Below are 16,633 nucleotides of genomic sequence, written 5' to 3' on the forward strand. Positions count from 1 at the left end.
TTCGTTCTATTGATACGGCGGTGGGGTGACCGGCCCTGGGGCTCTGCCCCCAGCCCCCCGTGTCGGCCTCAACGGCCTCGTCCTCAAACTCCCCCACTCTCGGCTTCGCTCGAGCGGGGGGACCCCCACGACGAGCTGATTTCACTCACCCGGCCAGTTCGGCCGACGCTTCTCGTTGAACGCCGCCACCCCCTCCGCCCGGTCCCCCGAGAAGGCCACCGACCGCCATGCCGCATCCTCGACCTCCAGACCGGCCCGCAGGTCGAGCCCGTGCCCCAGTCGCAACGCACGCTTTGCGGCCCGCAGGCCGACCGGCGAGTTCGCCGCGATGCGTGCGGCCAGGTCCAGTGCCGCCTCCCGGTCCCGGCCCTCCTCCACCAGCTCGTCCACGAGCCCCAACTCCCGTGCCTCCGCGGCCTGCAGACGCCGCGCGGTGAAGATGAGCTCGGCCGCCCGTGCCGCCCCCACCCGCCGCGGCAGCAGCTGCGTACCGCCACCGCCGGGAATGACGCCCACGGACACCTCCGGCAGCCCCACCACGGCCGTGCGGTCGGCCACGATCAGGTCGCACGACAGCGCCAGCTCGAAGCCCCCGCCCAGGGCGAACCCGTGCACCGCCGCGATCGTCGGCACCGGCAGCTCCAGTACCCCGGTGTAGGCGCCCCGCGCGACCGGCCGCTGCCGGACCAGATCGGCGTCGGTGAAGGAGTTCCGCTCCTTGAGGTCCGCCCCGACGCAGAACGCCCGCTCGTGTGTGGACGTCACCACGACCACCCGTACGTCACGGTCCGCGCCGAGTGCCGCGCACGCCCCGGCGATCGACCGGGCCATCTCGGTCGAGACGGCGTTCATGGCCTTGGGCCGGTCGAGGGCGAGCTCCGCGACATGGCCGACGTCCCCGTCGCCGTGCCGCCGCACCACCACGAACTCCCCGAACCGCTCCTCGCCCATGACACCCTCCGGTTAACGCGGGTTAACAACCTTCGGCCCGATCATCGCAGGGTTTCCTGCCGTTGTCCCCGTTCGGGTGACATCCCGCCCAACTCCCGCCCGACCGCCCACGGGAGCGCATACCGTGCGTCCGCCACGGCGCACAGGGGGCGTGAGCGCAACGGGGAGGGGTCGTGATGACGGTGGCGGAGGAGACATCGGTGAGGCGGGGCCGGCACCGCAGGCCCCGGCCGCGCAAGCTGCTGTTCGCCGTCGGCGGGCTGGCGCTGGCCGCCGGTGCGCTGAGCCTCGTACGGATGGCACCCGATCCGGGGAGCAGCGGGGTCGGGACCGCGGAGGCGGATCCCCGGCAGGATCCGGCTGCCGGTGCCGGTACGGGGGCCGACCGGTCGGACCAGGCCGTCGCCGCCGTCGAGGCCGTACCACGGGTGAGCCCGTCGGCGACCTCCGCGATGGGCGCGGTGAGCGTAACGCCGACGGCGCCTTCGAACCTCGTACCCCTGCAGACCGCGACCACGTCACCGGGCCTTGTGACCGACTCCAGCACCACGACCATCCCGGTCGCGCCGAACACCCCGGCGGCCACTGAGCAGCCGCCCTCGACGACGGCCCCCGCCCCACGGCCGACTCCGACACCCGGCAGGAACACACCCCCACCCGCCTCTCAGCGGGGCGCGACGGACGAGCCCGGTCTGTGCGTACCAGCGATCGGCCTGTGCGTGGGCTCGCTCGCCAGCCGCTGAGGAGCGCCCCAAAGGGGCGCGGGGCTGTATCAATTTGCGGCTACGCCGCGTGGGCGCGACCAGCCACGATGGTGCCGCAGACGATCAAAGAAATATCCCGGCGGGGCGCTCAGCCCCGCCGCGTAAGCAGCCACGGCTCGACCACGCCGAGCCCGCGCACCGGTCGCTGCCACATCGGCTGGAGCGCGAAGCGGTACGTCGGGGGCTCCTCGCCCTCCTTCTCCGCCGCGGCGGCGGCTTCGGCCGCCTCGGCCTCGGAGGCCGGTGCCTCCCCGGTGCGGATGAGCTCCTGGGCGAAGTCGGCGTCGACGAGGACGGCGTCGCGCGGAGCTATCGACGTCAGCCGGGAGGCGAGGTTCACCGTCGTCCCGAAGACGTCGCCCATACGAGTGGTCACCGTGCCGAAGGCGATGCCGACGCGCAGTTCGGGCATCGTCTCGTCGTTCGCCATCGTCTCTATGAGGCGCAGCGCGATCTCGGCGGCGACTCCGCAGTCGTCCGCCGCGTACAGCACCTCGTCGCCCAGCGTCTTGACGAGCCGCCCGCCGTGCGCGGCGACCAGATCCGCGCAGGTCGTCTCGAAGGCCTCGACGAGCTCGCCGAGTTCCTCCTCCTCCATGCGGCGGGTGAGACGGGTGAAGCCGACCAGGTCCGCGAAGCCGACGGCAAGGCGCCGGTCGACCATCTCCTCGTCGTCGGCGGCCTGTACGACCCGGCCGGCCGAGGCGGCGAGCTGGCGCCGCCAGACGTAGACGAGGAACTCCTCCAGCTCGGGCAGGAGCAGTTCGACGATCGGGTACGTCACCTCGGTGCGCGTCATCCCGGGTTCCGGGGGCTCGGTGAGGCCCTCCAGGAAGGAGTCGATCTGCCACTCGGCCAGCCGGGCCGTGGTCTGCCCGGTGGACCGGGCCACCTGCACCGCCATCGCCTCGCTCAGCAGCCCCGCCTCGACAAGGCCGGACAGGCGGCGCAGCGCGAGTACGTCGGCCTCGGTGAGCGCCTTGGCCTGGCCGATGTCGGCGAAGCCCATGGCCCGCCAGAAGCGGGTGGCCAGCTCCACGGAGACGCCTGCGCTGCGGGCCGCCTGGAAGGGGGTGTAGCGCCGCTCGGCGCCGAGGATCAGATGCTCCAGACGCAGGGCGAGGGGGTCCTCGACGGGATCGGCGGCGTGGGGGTCCACCCGGCCGTCCGCGCCCGTGCCGGAGCCCGTGTCGTCGACGGTCACGCCTGCTGCCCTTCCGATCTGCCACGGTCAGGTATCGACCGGCCTCAACTGTACGGCAGGTGTGCCCTACCTCACTCCCGACGTGGGTGAGGCACCCGGCACCGGTGCTTCTCGGCTTCGCTCGAGCGGGGGGACCCCCACGACGGGCTGGATGTACTCACGCCGGCCGCAAGTGAACGATGTCTCCCGCGCCCACCGGCTCCTGTACGCCGTCCTTCGTAGCGATCACCAGCCTTCCGTCCCCGTCGACCGCCACGGCCTCGCCGGTGATCGACCGGTCGCCCGGCAGCTCGGCCCGCACCGTCCGTCCCAGCGTCGCGCAGCCCGCCGCGTACGTCTCCTGCAAGCCGCTGGCCGCCGGATCGCCCCCGGCGTCCCGCCAGCGCCCGTACCACTCCTCCAGGGAGCGCAGCATCGCCCTGAGCAGGGGATCGCGGTCCGTGCTCACTGCTCCCGCCAGCGCCAGCGACCCGGCCCCCGGCACCGGCAGCTCGTTCTCACGCAGCGTGACGTTGATGCCGACCCCGACGACCACTCCGTCGTCCCCGGCCCGCTCGGCGAGGATGCCGCCGGCCTTGCGTTCCTCGCCGCCGATGGAAACGAGCAGGTCGTTGGGCCACTTGAGTGCCGTGTCCACGCCCGCGGAGCGGGACAGCCCCGTCGCCACGGCGACCCCGGTGAGCAGCGGCAGCCAGCCCCAGCGGGCGACCGGCACCTCGGCCGGCTTCAGCAGCACGGAGAAGAAGAGGCCCGAGCGGGCCGGTGCGGTCCACTGGCGGTCCAGGCGGCCCCGCCCCGCGGTCTGCTCCTCCGCGACCAGGACCGAACCCTCGCCCGCCTTGCCCGCCCCGGCCAGGGCGACCAGGTCGGAGTTGGTGGAGCCGGTGCTCTGCACCACCTCCACCTCGCGCCACAGCCCGCCCTCCTGCACGAGCCCGCGCCGCAGCGCGGCGGCATTGAGCGGAGGCCGGTCCAAGTCGGACCAACGGCTGTCGTCTGAAGCATCTCGCGGCGTCATGCAAGCCACCCTAGGTGTGTGAAACGCCGCACTGCTGATTCGTAGCGCCACCACTACTCTACGGATGAGTAACCGTCCCCCCTTTTGAGCAGGCAGGGAGCCGCGATCCCGATGTCCGAGCCGGAAGAGATCGATATCCACACCACCGCGGGCAAGCTCGCGGATCTCCAGCGTCGTATCGAGGAAGCGACGCACGCCGGCTCCGCACGCGCCGTCGAAAAACAGCACGCCAAGGGCAAGTTGACGGCCCGTGAGCGCATCGACCTCCTCCTGGACGAGGGCTCCTTCGTCGAGCTGGACGAGTTCGCCCGGCACCGGTCGACGAACTTCGGGCTGGAGAAGAACCGTCCGTACGGGGACGGCGTGGTGACCGGTTACGGCACCGTCGACGGACGGCCCGTCGCCGTCTTCTCCCAGGACTTCACGGTCTTCGGCGGCGCCCTGGGCGAGGTCTACGGCCAGAAGATCGTCAAGGTCATGGACTTCGCGCTGAAGACCGGCTGTCCGGTCATCGGCATCAACGACTCGGGCGGCGCCCGCATCCAGGAGGGGGTGGCCTCCCTCGGCGCGTACGGCGAGATCTTCCGCCGCAACACGCACGCGAGCGGTGTGATCCCCCAGATCTCGCTGGTTGTCGGCCCGTGCGCGGGCGGCGCGGTCTACTCCCCCGCGATCACCGACTTCACGGTGATGGTCGACCAGACCTCGCACATGTTCATCACCGGGCCGGACGTCATCAAGACGGTCACCGGCGAGGACGTCGGCTTCGAGGAGCTGGGCGGCGCCCGCACCCACAACTCCGCCTCCGGCGTGGCCCATCACATGGCCGGCGACGAGAAGGACGCCATCGAGTACGTCAAGCAGCTGCTGTCGTACCTGCCGTCCAACAACCTCTCCGAGGCCCCCGTCTTCCCCGAGGAGGCGGACCTGGCGATCACCGCCGAGGACCTCGAGCTGGACACGATCGTGCCGGACAGCGCGAACCAGCCGTACGACATGCACACGGTGATTGAGCATGTGCTCGACGACGCCGAGTTCTTCGAGACGCAGGCGCTGTTCGCCCCGAACATCCTCACCGGCTTCGGGCGGGTGGAGGGCCACCCGGTCGGCATCGTCGCCAACCAGCCGATGCAGTTCGCGGGCTGCCTCGACATCGACGCCTCAGAGAAGGCCGCGCGCTTCGTGCGCACCTGCGACGCCTTCAACATCCCGGTCATCACCTTCGTCGACGTGCCGGGCTTCCTGCCCGGCGTCGACCAGGAGCACACGGGCATCATCCGCCGCGGCGCCAAGCTGATCTACGCCTACGCCGAGGCGACGGTCCCGCTGATCACGGTGATCACCCGCAAGGCCTTCGGCGGCGCCTACGACGTCATGGGCTCCAAGCACCTCGGCGCGGACATCAACCTCGCCTGGCCGACCGCCCAGATCGCCGTCATGGGCGCCCAGGGCGCGGTCAACATCCTGCACCGCCGCACCATCGCGGAGGCGGAGGCCGCCGGCGACGTGGAGGCGACCCGCGCCCGCCTGATCCAGGAGTACGAGGACGCCCTCCTCAACCCCTACATCGCGGCCGAGCGCGGCTACATCGACTCGGTGATCATGCCGTCCGACACCCGCCGGCACGTGGTACGCGGCCTGCGTCAGCTCCGCACCAAGCGGGAATCCCTGCCCCCGAAGAAGCACGGCAACATCCCCCTCTAGGAGTCGTTGTGACGATCAAGGTCGTACGGGGCAACCCGACCCCGGAGGAGCTGGCCGCCGCCCTGGCGGTGGTCAGGGCCCGCGCCGCGGCGGAGGCATCGATCCCGCCGGGCGCGGCACGAGACAGGGACTCATGGTCCGACCCGGCCCGCATCGCAAGCCACCGCTTGCCGCAACCGGGTCCGACAGCATGGACCCGCACGTACTGGCCGGGGTAAGCCACGGCTTTTCAGGGGCGCGGGGCTGTACTCGATATGCGGCTCCGCCGCGTGGGCGCGACCAGCCCCCACCGGCCCGCAGACGAACGACTACGTCTGCGGGCCAAAAACTTGAGTACGCGTACTCAGGCGCCCGTCCCCGGCCCAGCCCCACGCTAGTGGCATGCTCTGGTCCGACCCTGAGAACGAGCCCCCCAAGGAACTCCGCGACATGCAGGACATGTTGCGCCGCCTGGGCGTTCTCATGGCACTGGCCATGGTGCTCGCGATGATCGTGATCGGCCTGAAGTGAACGGCGGCGGGCACGCCGATACCCTGGCCCCATGACAGACGCGCCCCGCCGCCGCCTCATCCTCGCCTCCCAGTCCCCCGCCCGACTGAACCTCCTGCGCCAGGCCGGACTGGAACCCGAGGTCGTCGTGAGCGGCGTCGACGAGGACGCCGTAACCGCACCCACACCGGCCGAACTCGCGCTCGCTCTCGCCGAGGCCAAGGCCTCCGTCGTCGCCGCCAGGCCGGACGCACACGACGCCCTGGTGATCGGCTGCGACTCCGTGCTGGAGCTGGACGGCGAGGCCCTGGGCAAGCCCGCGGACGCCGAGGAGGCGACGGCCCGCTGGAAGTCGATGCGCGGCCGGGCGGGCATTCTGCAGACGGGGCACTGCGTCTGGGACACGGCGAACAAGCGGTACGCGTCCGGCACCGCCTCCACCGTCGTCCGCTTCGGCGACCCCACCGACGAGGAGATCGCCGCCTACGTCGCCTCGGGCGAACCCCTCCATGTCGCAGGGGCGTTCACGCTCGACGGCCGCAGCGCGCCGTTCATCGAGGGCATCGACGGCGACCACGGCAACGTGATCGGCATCAGCCTGCCCCTGGTTCGCCGGCTGCTCGCCCAGCTGGGCGTCGGCATCACGGAGTTGTGGGCGCCGGCGGAGAAGTGACGGGGGAGCCCCCTTCGTCCTTGCTGCCGTCGCCGTTCTCGGGCCCGGGTGCCGCCGGGGGGACCGCGTCGGCGGGTTCGGCCGGGCTGTCGTACGTCATCAGCAGCAGCACGATGAGGGCGAGCACGACCACCATGAACAGGAACGCGGTCCAGCCCACCAGCCCCCACACGAACGCCCCCAGCAGCCCGTGCACGACCGCGGCACTGATCAGCAGGATGCGCCCGAAGCCGGCCGGCGGGCGGTTGCGGATCGCCACGAGGAGCGCGACCAGGCCGCACAGCGCGAAGTAGAGGCCGAAGACGACACCGCCGATCTTCGAGGACGCCGACATCATGTCGGGGTCGAGGCCGGCCAGGGACATGTCCTGCCGGTCGACGACGATCCCCAGGAACCAGTTCAGCGCCGCGATGCCGAACGCCTCCACGAAGAGCACGACCGCCACGACCCACGCCACCGGTCTGCGTACCACCGGTCCCCACCCACTTTCGACTGCCGCCCGAGCGGGTCGGCCAAGGCTGTTGTTACCTCAAGTACGTACGAGACATCGCGAACGCTACTAACGGGTAAACCCCGGGACAAGGGTTCAGGTGGTGGCAAAGATTCGTTGGGCCATTCGTAGGGACTCCACAAAGAAACCGAGTGGCCCGCAGCACGCTCTCACAGAGACCTTGACCACATGAGAGAGCTAGGGTTTCCGGGAGGAGTCCTGCGTACCGAGGTGCGACAAGGGATTTCGCGGGTCGAGCAAGCCTCGCATCACGCTCCGTGTGGGCAAGCTCACCACCGGGGACGGGTCGTAGTGCCGTGTAGCCAGTCCCTAAACTCGGCTTGTTTCAAGGAGGGAGCCTCAATCGTGCGCAAGGTGCTCATCGCCAACCGTGGCGAAATCGCTGTCCGCGTGGCCCGGGCCTGTCGGGACGCCGGGATCGCGAGCGTGGCCGTCTACGCGGACCCGGACCGCGACGCTCTGCATGTCCGCGCCGCGGACGAGGCGTTCGCCCTGGGCGGTGACACCCCGGCGACCAGTTACCTGGACATCCAGAAAGTGCTGAACGCGGCGAACGAGTCCGGCGCGGACGCCATCCACCCCGGATACGGCTTCCTCTCCGAGAACGCCGACTTCGCGCAGGCCGTCCTGGACGCGGGCCTGATCTGGATCGGCCCGCCGCCGCAGGCCATCCGCGACCTGGGCGACAAGGTCGCCGCCCGGCACATCGCCCAGCGGGCCGGCGCGCCGCTGGTCGCGGGCACGCCCGACCCGGTGTCCGGCGCCGAGGAGGTCGTCGCCTTCGCCGAGGAGCACGGCCTGCCGATCGCCATCAAGGCGGCCTTCGGCGGTGGCGGCCGCGGCCTGAAGGTCGCCCGCACCCTCGAAGAGGTGCCCGAGCTCTACGAGTCCGCGGTCCGCGAGGCGGTGGCCGCCTTCGGCCGCGGCGAGTGCTTCGTCGAGCGCTACCTGGACAAGCCGCGGCACGTGGAGACCCAGTGCCTGGCCGACCAGCACGGCAACGTGGTCGTGGTCTCCACCCGTGACTGCTCGCTGCAGCGCCGCCACCAGAAGCTGGTCGAGGAGGCCCCGGCGCCGTTCCTTTCGGACGCGCAGGTCGAGGAGCTGTACTCCTCCTCCAAGGCCATCCTCAAGGAGGCCGGCTACGTCGGCGCCGGCACCGTGGAGTTCCTCGTCGGCCTCGACGGCACGATCTCCTTCCTCGAGGTCAACACCCGTCTCCAGGTCGAGCACCCGGTCACCGAGGAGGTCGCCGGTATCGACCTGGTGCGCGAGATGTTCCGCATCGCCGACGGCGAGGAACTCGGCTACGGCGACCCCGAACTGCGCGGCCACTCCTTCGAGTTCCGCATCAACGGCGAGGACCCGGGCCGCAACTTCCTGCCCGCGCCCGGCACGGTCACCGCGTTCGCCCCGCCGTCCGGCCCGGGCGTCCGCCTGGACGCGGGCGTCGAGTCCGGCAGCGTGATCGGCCCGGCCTGGGACTCCCTGCTCGCCAAGCTGATCGTCACCGGCGCCACCCGCGCGCAGGCCCTGCAGCGGGCGGCCCGCGCCCTGGAGGAGTTCCAGGTCGAGGGCATGGCCACGGCGATCCCGTTCCACCGCGCGGTGGTCAAGGACCCGGCCTTCGCCCCCGAACTGACCGGCTCCGCCGAGCCGTTCACGGTCCACACCCGCTGGATCGAGACCGAGTTCGTCAACGAGATCCCCGCCTTCGCCGCCCCGGCCGAAGCCGAGGCCGAGGAGGACTCGGACCGCGAGACGATCGTCGTCGAGGTCGGCGGCAAGCGCCTCGAGGTCTCCCTGCCGTCCTCGCTGGGCATGTCCCTGGCCCGCACCGGCCTCGCCGCCGGCGCCAAGCCCAAGCGCCGCGCCGCCAAGAAGTCCGGCCCGGTCGCCTCGGGCGACACCCTCGCCTCGCCGATGCAGGGCACGATCGTCAAGGTCGCCGTCGAGGAGGGCCAGGAGGTCAAGGAGGGCGACCTGGTCGTCGTACTCGAGGCGATGAAGATGGAACAGCCGCTCAACGCCCACAAGTCCGGCACCATCAAGGGCCTGGGCGCGGAGGTCGGCGCGTCCATCAGCTCCGGCGCCGCGATCTGCGAGATCAAGGACTGACGCAGCAGGGTCGTCCTGTACGACATCCCGAGGCGCCCGGCGGACTGGAGCAGTCAGTCCGCCGGGCGCCTCGTTTTCCCCCGTTCCCCCGATTTCCCCCGTCCCCCGATTCGGTGGTCTCAAGCGGTGACGCGTGCCCAGCCGGTGCCGCGGCGGGCGAGGGCGAGCCCCGCGTAGCCGAAGGCGACGGCCGGCATCAGGAAGGACACGACGGTCAGGGGCCGCAGGCCGCCCGCGTACCCGACGACGTTGAGCGGCATGGACACGATCAGCAGCCAGGCGGCCCAGGCCGGGATCACCCGGCCGCGCAGCAGGGCGACGCCGAGCAGGATCGCGCCGACGACATGGGCGGCGATGAAGTAGAAGAGCGGTGCGTTCACCACGGCGAGCGCGTTGGTGCCGTCCGCGACCTTCACCATCGTGTCCTGGCTCACGCCCTTGTCGAACGCGCCGAGCGCCACGGTGTCGAGCGACGGCGTCGCCGTGATCGCAAGCAGACCCGTGCCGAAGAGCACCGAGCCCCACAGCCCCAGCCTGGCGGAGCGGGCGGCGGCCAGCAGACCGATGCCGACCAGCCCCGGCAGGAACATCACGGTGCCGACCGTCCACAGCCACACGGACAGTTCAGTGATTCCCTGGTGCGTCGCGATGTCCGCGGCGATCTCCTTGCTGGAGCCGCTGGTGCTGTACGGGACGACAAGGGTCGCCAGGGCGAACAGCACCAGCCCCAGCGGGGCCGCGATCCCGGCGAGCAGGCGAGCAGTGCCGGTCCCGGCGGCCGTGCCGTCGGCGACCGTGGGCGTGCGTGACGGTGTGGTGGTCATCGAAGTCCCCCTTGGCGGCCGCCCCCGAGCGGAGCGCCTCAGGCAAGTGAAGCGGCGGGGCGCGGCCGACCACCATCCGTCAATTCTCACGGATCGCGACATATCGCATCAGCCGTACGTCGCCGGCGTATCAGTCGCCGATCAGCCCCAGATCCAGCCCACGGCGCAGCAGCGCCGCCGTGTGCCCCGCCTCCAACTTGCGGTGCAGGGAGGCGATATAGCCCCGCACGGTGACCGGCGACAGCCCCATCCGCCGGGCCGCCTCGGTCGCCGTACGCCCGTCGTGGAGGTGGAGCAGCGTGCGGTGCTCCTGCTCGGTGACCCCGAACCGGCGGGCGATCGCGCGCCGCCGGGCGAGGTCGCGGAGCAGGAGCAGGGCGGGCAGTCCGGGTCCGCCCGGAGGCACGTACCGCACCTCGATGTCCCGCGCGGTGAACGACTCGGCCCGACCCAGCCGCGGATCGTCCCGTACGACGGCCAGCAGCGCGGCGGCGACCGCGTTGAGCGCCTGCGGACGACCGCTCCCGTCGAGGGAGGCGACGCCGCGCCCGTCGCCACCGGCCAGCTCCAGGGCCACGGCGGCCAGCACGCGCAGTTGCTCACGCTCGCGCAACGCCCGTTCCACGAAGCCGAGTTGGAGGTTGGTGAAGCCGAGCAGATCACGCTCGTGCTCGGTGAAGTCCTGCCCCGAGCGCATCAGGGCGTATCCCTCGACCACACCCGTGTCCGAGCCGACCGATGCCACCAGGTGCCGGCGCATCCCGAAGGGCCGGAAGTCCAGGTTGTAGCAGTGCGTCCGCTGCCACTGCCGGTCCCCGGCGACGTCGCTCACCCGCCAGGCCTCCGAGGTCGGGGTCTCCAGCATGATCTCGGTGAGCGGATGGTCGAGGGGATGGTCGAAGATGACCATCGGATCCTCGTGGAAGGACTCCTGCGGCAGCGACAGCGAGAACAGCCCCACCCCGTCGACGGAGAGCCGGTAGCACTGGGCCGCATCGGCACCGATGAGCCCCAGCAGTTCGGGCAGTGCCCGCTCATGCAACTCCTCGACGGAGTCGGACTCTTCAAGACCCTGTACGAGCGTCAACACCTGACGCGCGTCCGCACCGCTGATGTCCATGGCAATCCCCCGGCGCTGCTCTCGCCTGAAACGAAGGTACGGCCTGCGGGCGGCCGGGGAGGCCCGCTCGCGCATCCTCGATGGCATGCTGGAGGCAGACGGGGGCGCACGAGAGGGCAGGTGGGAGGCATGGTGGGCACGACGTCTGCGGGGACTGCGGCGAACGGCGGCACAGAGGTGACGCCGGCGCCCCCGCGCGTCATGCGTGCCGACGCCCGCCGCAACTACGAACGGCTGCTCACCGAGGCCCGCGCCGCCTTCGCCACGCATGGCACGGACGCGTCCCTGGAGGACGTGGCCCGACGCGCGGGCGTCGGCATCGGCACCCTGTACCGCCACTTCCCCAACCGCCACGCCCTGTTGAGCGCAGTCTTCGAGGAAGCAGTGAACGACCTCCTGGACCGCTCGCACGAACTGCTCGGGGCACCGGAGACGTGCACGGCACTGGTGACGTGGCTGCGCGAGATCGTCACACACGCGGGCGAGTACCGGGGCCTGGCCCTGGCCCTCATGTCCGTCACATCCGACGACACCTCGGCACTGGCCAGCTGCAGCGGACCGATTCGGGAAGCGGGCGCCGCACTCCTGGCACGGGCCCAAGAGGCCGGCACAGTCCGCCCCGATGTGGCGATCGGCGACCTCTTGCAACTGACCCACGCGATTGCACTGGCAGCGGAGGAGTCGCCGGGAGACCCCAAACTGGCGGACCGATTGCTGACACTCACGCTACGGGGCTTGAAAGCCGCCTAGGGGCAGCGGGCCCAAGGGGCGCGGGGAACTGCGCGACAAGCCACACACAGCCCGCACCCGCACAACCACAAGAACCCTTACGGCGAATAGGCACCAAAAACCTAACGCCGCCGCAAATCCGCAACCCGAGCCCGCTCCCGCTCCCCCCCGGAGGAATCAAGCACCGCCGCCGCCCGAAGGCCGGAGGCCTGCTGCCCGCGCCGCGGCCCCGGCAGGGCCACGTCCCGGCGCGCCTGGCGCGGGGGGACGGAATCACCGCCCGAATTCCCCGCCGCCCCGGCCACGGCGATCTGCACACCCTGATCGGCAAGAGCCTGCAACTCGGTGCCCGCACGGTCGTCATGGGGCGGCGGCTCGTCCGTCACGAGACGGGTGATCACATCCGTGGGCACGGTCTGGAACATCGTGTCCGTGCCGAGCTTGGTGTGATCGGCAAGGACGACGACTTCCGCAGCCGCCTGCACGAGCGCCCGGTCGACGGACGCCGACAGCATGTTGGACGTGGACAGCCCGCGCTCGGCGGTGAGCCCGCTCCCGGAGAGGAAGGCGCGCGAGACGCGCAACCCCTGCAGGGACTGCTCGGCCCCACTGCCCACCAGCGCGTAGTTGGAACCACGCAAGGTGCCACCGGTCATCACGACTTCGACCCGGTTGGCATGGGCCAACGCCTGGGCGACCAACAGGGAGTTGGTGACGACGGTCAGCCCGGGCACCCGGGCGAGCCGGCGGGCCAGCTCCTGGGTGGTGGTACCCGCCCCGACCACGATGGCCTCGCCCTCTTCCACGAAGTTGGCGGCGAGGTCGGCGATGGCCGTCTTCTCGGCGGTCGCGAGATGTGACTTCTGCGGAAAGCCGGACTCCCGCGTGAACCCGCCCGGCAGTACCGCACCGCCGTGCCGGCGGTCGAGGAGTCCTTCTGCCTCCAGTGCGCGCACGTCCCGCCGTACGGTCACTTCGGAGGTCTGGACGACGCGGGCGAGTTCACGGAGCGACACGGCCCCGTTCGCTCGCACCATTTCGAGGATCAATTGGCGACGTTCTGCAGCGAACACGAAACTGACAGTAACCCCAACGACCGTCTGCTTTCAGCTGTTTGCGCCGAATAGCAGAAGTTGTTCGCACAGGAGGGCGGGAAGTGGTATAGGGCCTACCCGCCCCGCCTATGCCGTACGCATGCTCGACAACTCCCTGTGACCAGCGGGGAGTCGGTTTCGGCCGTCAGACTTCGCTGCCGGTCTTGCGCGTGTGGAGCTGCCGGGCGACCTCCGCGATCGACCCCGAAAGGGAGGGATACACGGTGAACGCGTTCGCGATCTGTTCGACCGTCAGATTGTTGTCGACGGCGATCGAGATCGGATGGATCAGTTCCGATGCGCGCGGGGACACGACCACACCGCCGACGACGATGCCCGTACCCGGGCGGCAGAAGAGCTTCACGAAGCCGTCGCGGATGCCCTGCATCTTGGCGCGCGGGTTGCGCAGCAGGGGCAGTTTGACCACGCGGGCGTCGATCTTGCCCGCGTCGACGTCGGCCTGCGTGTAGCCGACGGTGGCGATCTCGGGGTCGGTGAAGACATTGGACGAGACGGTCTTCAGATTCAGCGGGGCCACCGCGTCGCCGAGGAAGTGGTACATGGCGATACGTCCCTGCATGGCGGCCACCGAGGCGAGGGCGAAGACACCCGTCACGTCACCGGCGGCGTACACGCCGGGGGCGGTCGTCCGCGAGACCTTGTCGGTCCAGATGTGCCCGGACTCGCGCAGCTTGACGCCGGCTTCCTCCAGGCCCATGCCCTCGCTGTTGGGGATGGCGCCGACCGCCATCAGGCAGTGCGTGCCGGTGATGACGCGGCCGTCGGCGAGGGTGACCTCGACCCGGTCGCCGACCCGCTTGGCGGCGGCGGCGCGGGAGCGGGCCATGACGTTCATGCCGCGGCGGCGGAAGACGTCCTCGAGGACGGCGGCGGCGTCCGGGTCCTCACCCGGCAGCACGCGGTCCCGGGACGACACGAGAGTGACCTTGGAGCCGAGGGCCTGATAGGCACCGGCGAACTCGGCACCGGTCACACCCGACCCGACCACGATGAGCTCCTCCGGAAGCTCGTTCAGGTCGTACACCTGCGTCCAGTTGAGGATGCGCTCGCCGTCGGGCTGGGCGTCGGGCACCTCGCGCGGGTGGCCGCCGGTCGCGATGAGCACGGCGTCGGCGACGAGGGTCTCCTCGGTGCCGTCGGCGGCGGAGACGATCACCTTGCGGGAGCCGTCGAGGGCCTGCATGCCCTCCAGCCGGCCGCGGCCGCGCATGACCCGGGCGCCGGCGCGGGTGACGGAGGCGGTGATGTCATGGGACTGGGCAAGGGCGAGCCGCTTCACACGGCGATTGACCTTCCCCAGATCAACCCCCACCACCCGGGCCGCCTGCTCCAGCGGCGGGGTGTCGTCGGCGACGATGATGCCGAGCTCTTCGTACGACGAGTCGAAGGTGGTCATCACCTCGGCCGTAGCGATAAGGGTCTTCGACGGTACGCAGTCGGTCAGCACCGACGCCCCGCCCAGACCGTCGCAGTCGACGACGGTCACCTCCGCGCCGAGCTGCGCGGCCACCAGCGCCGCTTCATAGCCGCCGGGTCCGCCACCGATGATCACGATCCGAGTCACGTACCCCATTGTCCCGCACCGTTCAAGGTGCTACTGCCCGGGGGCGGGGCAATGGGTTGGCAAGGTGCCCTTGATACGTCAGGGGCGAGTGTGCCTGCTGCCGTACTCTCGACGCATGTCGCTCTACGCCGCGTACGCCGGCAACCTCGACGCGCGGCTGATGACCCGCCGCGCCCCGCACTCGCCGATGCGCGCCACGGGCTGGCTGAACGGCTGGCGGCTGACGTTCGGGGGCGAGCACATGGGCTGGGAGGGCGCCCTGGCGACGATCGTCGAGGACCCGTTCTCGCAGGTCTTCGTCGCGCTGTACGACATCGCGCCGCCGGACGAGGAGTCCATGGACCGCTGGGAGGGCGTCGGCCTCGGCGTCTACCGCCGGATGCGGGTGCGGGTGCACACGCTGGACGGCGAGGAGTCGGCGTGGACGTACGTCCTCGACGGCTACGAGGGCGGGCTGCCGTCGGCGCGGTATCTGGGCGAGATCGCCGATGCCGCCGAGTCCGCGGGGGCGCCGCACGACTACGTGATGGAGCTGCGGAAGCGCCCCTGCTGAGCACAGCAGGTTCACAGTTGAACCACAGCGGCCACAAAGGTCCCGTTGTGTCACATCCTTCGTTGGAAACGACAAGACAACGATCGCCAACCCGTGAGCTCTGTCATCTACGCGCGTAGGCCTCGAGCGGCTACTCTCGACGCGTGAACGCATCTCTTCTTCCGGACGACATCCAGGGCGACCCCCACGCCGCCGCCGACGCCGCCGCCGCGCGCCTGCGCGAACTGACCGGCGCCGAGACCCACGACGTCGCCCTCGTGATGGGCTCCGGCTGGGCGCCGGCCGTGGACGCCCTCGGCGCACCCGACGCCGAGTTCCAGGTCACCGAGCTGCCCGGTTTCCCGCCGCCGGCGGTGGAGGGGCACGGCGGCAAGATCCGCTCGTACAAGATCGGCGAGAAGCGGGCCCTGGTCTTCCTGGGCCGTACGCACTACTACGAGGGCCGCGGGGTCGCCGCCGTCGCGCACGGCGTCCGTACCGCCGTCGCCGCCGGCTGCAAGACGATCGTCCTCACCAACGGCTGCGGGGGCCTGCGCGAGGGCATGCGACCCGGCCAGCCGGTCCTGATCAGCGACCACATCAACCTGACGGCGACGTCGCCGATCGTCGGCGCGAACTTCGTAGACCTGACGGACCTCTACTCCCCGCGGCTGCGCGCCCTGTGCAAGGAGATCGACCCCAGCCTGGAGGAGGGCGTCTACGCCCAGTTCCCCGGCCCGCACTACGAGACGCCGGCCGAGATCCGGATGGCCCGGGTGATCGGGGCGGACCTGGTGGGCATGTCGACGGTCCTGGAGGCCATCGCGGCGCGTGAGGCGGGGGCGGAGGTGCTGGGTATTTCTCTCGTCACCAACCTCGCCGCGGGCATGACGGGCGAGCCGTTGAACCACGAGGAGGTTCTGCAGGCGGGTCGTGACTCGGCGACGCGTATGGGCTCGCTGCTGGCACAGGTGCTCGGGCGGCTCTGAACGCTGTAGGGGGTGCCGCGGAATGTCGTAATGCGACTGCGGATCCGTCGTGGCTGGTCGCGCCCACGCGGCGGAGCCGCATATCGGCTGTGACATCAGCCGCTGCCGCGGCGGGGCCCCGCGCCCCTTGGGTGGCTGCAGTCGCCCACGGCGGAAAGGGGACGTGTCGGGGGGTGTCCGCCCGCAGCGGCGGGCGTCCACCGCCGAGCACAGCCCCACCAGACATCAACCGCCCGACCGAGGACGGACACCCCCCGGCGCGGCCCCGACCACAATCGAACCGCAGGCGCTACACGGCCCCCCACCGAACCCGCGGATGCGCCGCAGG

Annotated in this window: 17 protein-coding genes; 9 read left to right on the forward strand and 8 right to left on the reverse strand. The window is 70.9% G+C overall.

The window, feature by feature from the left end; all coding sequences use genetic code 11:
* Nucleotides 1-141: 141 nt before the first annotated feature.
* Entirely contained in the window at nucleotides 142-951 is an 810-nt protein-coding gene (locus tag ACFY10_RS17225) for an enoyl-CoA hydratase/isomerase family protein (protein WP_390665947.1), read from the reverse strand.
* Nucleotides 952-1,127: 176 nt separating this feature from the next.
* Here ACFY10_RS17225 and ACFY10_RS17230 point away from each other — a divergent pair, with 176 nt between their 5' ends.
* Entirely contained in the window at nucleotides 1,128-1,694 is a 567-nt protein-coding gene (locus ACFY10_RS17230; protein WP_390665948.1) for a hypothetical protein, read from the forward strand.
* A 109-nt stretch (nucleotides 1,695-1,803) separates the two neighbouring features.
* Here ACFY10_RS17230 and ACFY10_RS17235 read toward each other — a convergent pair whose 3' ends face one another.
* Together ACFY10_RS17235 and ACFY10_RS17240 are read right to left on the reverse strand one after the other, a co-directional pair.
* Nucleotides 1,804-2,919, reverse strand: a complete 1,116-nt coding sequence (locus tag ACFY10_RS17235; protein ID WP_390665949.1) for an adenylate/guanylate cyclase domain-containing protein — start codon at nucleotides 2,917-2,919, stop codon at nucleotides 1,804-1,806.
* Nucleotides 2,920-3,076: 157 nt separating this feature from the next.
* Nucleotides 3,077-3,937: a biotin--[acetyl-CoA-carboxylase] ligase gene (locus tag ACFY10_RS17240; protein ID WP_390665950.1), complete on the reverse strand. Its 861-nt coding sequence runs from the start codon at nucleotides 3,935-3,937 to the stop codon at nucleotides 3,077-3,079.
* 111 nt (nucleotides 3,938-4,048) lie between these two features.
* Between ACFY10_RS17240 and ACFY10_RS17245 the strand changes: the two genes are divergently transcribed.
* From ACFY10_RS17245 to ACFY10_RS17260, 4 genes are all read left to right on the forward strand, one after another.
* Nucleotides 4,049-5,641 (forward strand): acyl-CoA carboxylase subunit beta, encoded by a 1,593-nt coding sequence (locus ACFY10_RS17245; protein ID WP_390665951.1) that lies wholly within the window; start codon nucleotides 4,049-4,051, stop codon nucleotides 5,639-5,641.
* A gap of 8 nt (nucleotides 5,642-5,649) precedes the next feature.
* Nucleotides 5,650-5,859: an acyl-CoA carboxylase epsilon subunit gene (locus ACFY10_RS17250; protein ID WP_030929882.1), complete on the forward strand. Its 210-nt coding sequence runs from the start codon at nucleotides 5,650-5,652 to the stop codon at nucleotides 5,857-5,859.
* A gap of 163 nt (nucleotides 5,860-6,022) precedes the next feature.
* Nucleotides 6,023-6,151, forward strand: coding sequence for a morphogenic membrane protein MmpB (gene mmpB / locus ACFY10_RS17255; protein WP_390665952.1), 129 nt, complete (start codon nucleotides 6,023-6,025; stop codon nucleotides 6,149-6,151).
* A 31-nt stretch (nucleotides 6,152-6,182) separates the two neighbouring features.
* Nucleotides 6,183-6,803: a Maf family protein gene (locus tag ACFY10_RS17260; protein WP_390665953.1), complete on the forward strand. Its 621-nt coding sequence runs from the start codon at nucleotides 6,183-6,185 to the stop codon at nucleotides 6,801-6,803.
* Here ACFY10_RS17260 and ACFY10_RS17265 read toward each other — a convergent pair.
* Nucleotides 6,772-7,275 (reverse strand): hypothetical protein, encoded by a 504-nt coding sequence (locus ACFY10_RS17265; protein WP_390665954.1) that lies wholly within the window; start codon nucleotides 7,273-7,275, stop codon nucleotides 6,772-6,774. The genes ACFY10_RS17260 and ACFY10_RS17265 overlap by 32 nt on opposite strands.
* Nucleotides 7,276-7,659: 384 nt before the next feature.
* On the opposite strand from ACFY10_RS17265, the gene ACFY10_RS17270 reads away from it, so the two are divergent.
* Nucleotides 7,660-9,432 (forward strand): acetyl/propionyl/methylcrotonyl-CoA carboxylase subunit alpha, encoded by a 1,773-nt coding sequence (locus tag ACFY10_RS17270; protein ID WP_390665955.1) that lies wholly within the window; start codon nucleotides 7,660-7,662, stop codon nucleotides 9,430-9,432.
* Nucleotides 9,433-9,551: 119 nt separating this feature from the next.
* Here the strand turns inward: ACFY10_RS17270 and ACFY10_RS17275 are convergent, their stop codons facing one another.
* Both ACFY10_RS17275 and ACFY10_RS17280 read right to left on the reverse strand, forming a co-directional pair.
* Entirely contained in the window at nucleotides 9,552-10,256 is a 705-nt protein-coding gene (locus ACFY10_RS17275; protein ID WP_390665956.1) for a hypothetical protein, read from the reverse strand.
* 130 nt (nucleotides 10,257-10,386) lie between these two features.
* Nucleotides 10,387-11,376: a helix-turn-helix transcriptional regulator gene (locus ACFY10_RS17280; RefSeq protein ID WP_390665957.1), complete on the reverse strand. Its 990-nt coding sequence runs from the start codon at nucleotides 11,374-11,376 to the stop codon at nucleotides 10,387-10,389.
* A 129-nt stretch (nucleotides 11,377-11,505) separates the two neighbouring features.
* Between ACFY10_RS17280 and ACFY10_RS17285 the strand changes: the two genes are divergently transcribed.
* Entirely contained in the window at nucleotides 11,506-12,126 is a 621-nt protein-coding gene (locus ACFY10_RS17285) for a TetR/AcrR family transcriptional regulator (RefSeq protein ID WP_390665958.1), read from the forward strand.
* A gap of 101 nt (nucleotides 12,127-12,227) precedes the next feature.
* On the opposite strand, the gene ACFY10_RS17290 is transcribed toward ACFY10_RS17285, so the two are convergent.
* On the reverse strand, nucleotides 12,228-13,178 hold the full coding sequence (locus ACFY10_RS17290) for a DeoR/GlpR family DNA-binding transcription regulator (protein WP_390665959.1): 951 nt from the start codon (nucleotides 13,176-13,178) through the stop codon (nucleotides 12,228-12,230).
* A gap of 166 nt (nucleotides 13,179-13,344) precedes the next feature.
* Nucleotides 13,345-14,793 (reverse strand): NAD(P)H-quinone dehydrogenase, encoded by a 1,449-nt coding sequence (locus ACFY10_RS17295; protein ID WP_390665960.1) that lies wholly within the window; start codon nucleotides 14,791-14,793, stop codon nucleotides 13,345-13,347.
* 106 nt (nucleotides 14,794-14,899) lie between these two features.
* Between ACFY10_RS17295 and ACFY10_RS17300 the strand changes: the two genes are divergently transcribed.
* Entirely contained in the window at nucleotides 14,900-15,337 is a 438-nt protein-coding gene (locus ACFY10_RS17300; RefSeq protein ID WP_390665961.1) for a gamma-glutamylcyclotransferase, read from the forward strand.
* Nucleotides 15,338-15,480: 143 nt separating this feature from the next.
* Nucleotides 15,481-16,305 (forward strand): purine-nucleoside phosphorylase, encoded by an 825-nt coding sequence (locus ACFY10_RS17305; protein ID WP_390665962.1) that lies wholly within the window; start codon nucleotides 15,481-15,483, stop codon nucleotides 16,303-16,305.
* The last annotated feature ends 328 nt before the right edge of the window (nucleotides 16,306-16,633 follow it).

The sequence above is a fragment of the Streptomyces sp. NPDC001401 genome, assembly GCF_042895385.1.
GTDB lineage: Bacteria > Actinomycetota > Actinomycetes > Streptomycetales > Streptomycetaceae > Streptomyces.

Excerpts from the sequence above, each read along its gene's own strand:
- ACFY10_RS17225 (WP_390665947.1), bottom strand. The coding sequence starts at position 951 with ATGGGCGAGGAGCGGTTCGGGGAGTTCGTGGTGGTGCGGCGGCACGGC.
- ACFY10_RS17230 (WP_390665948.1), top strand. The coding sequence starts at position 1,128 with ATGACGGTGGCGGAGGAGACATCGGTGAGGCGGGGCCGGCACCGCAGG.
- ACFY10_RS17240 (WP_390665950.1), bottom strand. The coding sequence starts at position 3,937 with ATGACGCCGCGAGATGCTTCAGACGACAGCCGTTGGTCCGACTTGGAC.
- ACFY10_RS17245 (WP_390665951.1), top strand. The coding sequence starts at position 4,049 with ATGTCCGAGCCGGAAGAGATCGATATCCACACCACCGCGGGCAAGCTC.
- mmpB (WP_390665952.1), top strand. The coding sequence starts at position 6,023 with ATGCTCTGGTCCGACCCTGAGAACGAGCCCCCCAAGGAACTCCGCGAC.
- ACFY10_RS17260 (WP_390665953.1), top strand. The coding sequence starts at position 6,183 with ATGACAGACGCGCCCCGCCGCCGCCTCATCCTCGCCTCCCAGTCCCCC.
- ACFY10_RS17275 (WP_390665956.1), bottom strand. The coding sequence starts at position 10,256 with ATGACCACCACACCGTCACGCACGCCCACGGTCGCCGACGGCACGGCC.
- ACFY10_RS17280 (WP_390665957.1), bottom strand. The coding sequence starts at position 11,376 with ATGGACATCAGCGGTGCGGACGCGCGTCAGGTGTTGACGCTCGTACAG.
- ACFY10_RS17285 (WP_390665958.1), top strand. The coding sequence starts at position 11,506 with ATGGTGGGCACGACGTCTGCGGGGACTGCGGCGAACGGCGGCACAGAG.
- ACFY10_RS17295 (WP_390665960.1), bottom strand. The coding sequence starts at position 14,793 with ATGGGGTACGTGACTCGGATCGTGATCATCGGTGGCGGACCCGGCGGC.
- ACFY10_RS17300 (WP_390665961.1), top strand. The coding sequence starts at position 14,900 with ATGTCGCTCTACGCCGCGTACGCCGGCAACCTCGACGCGCGGCTGATG.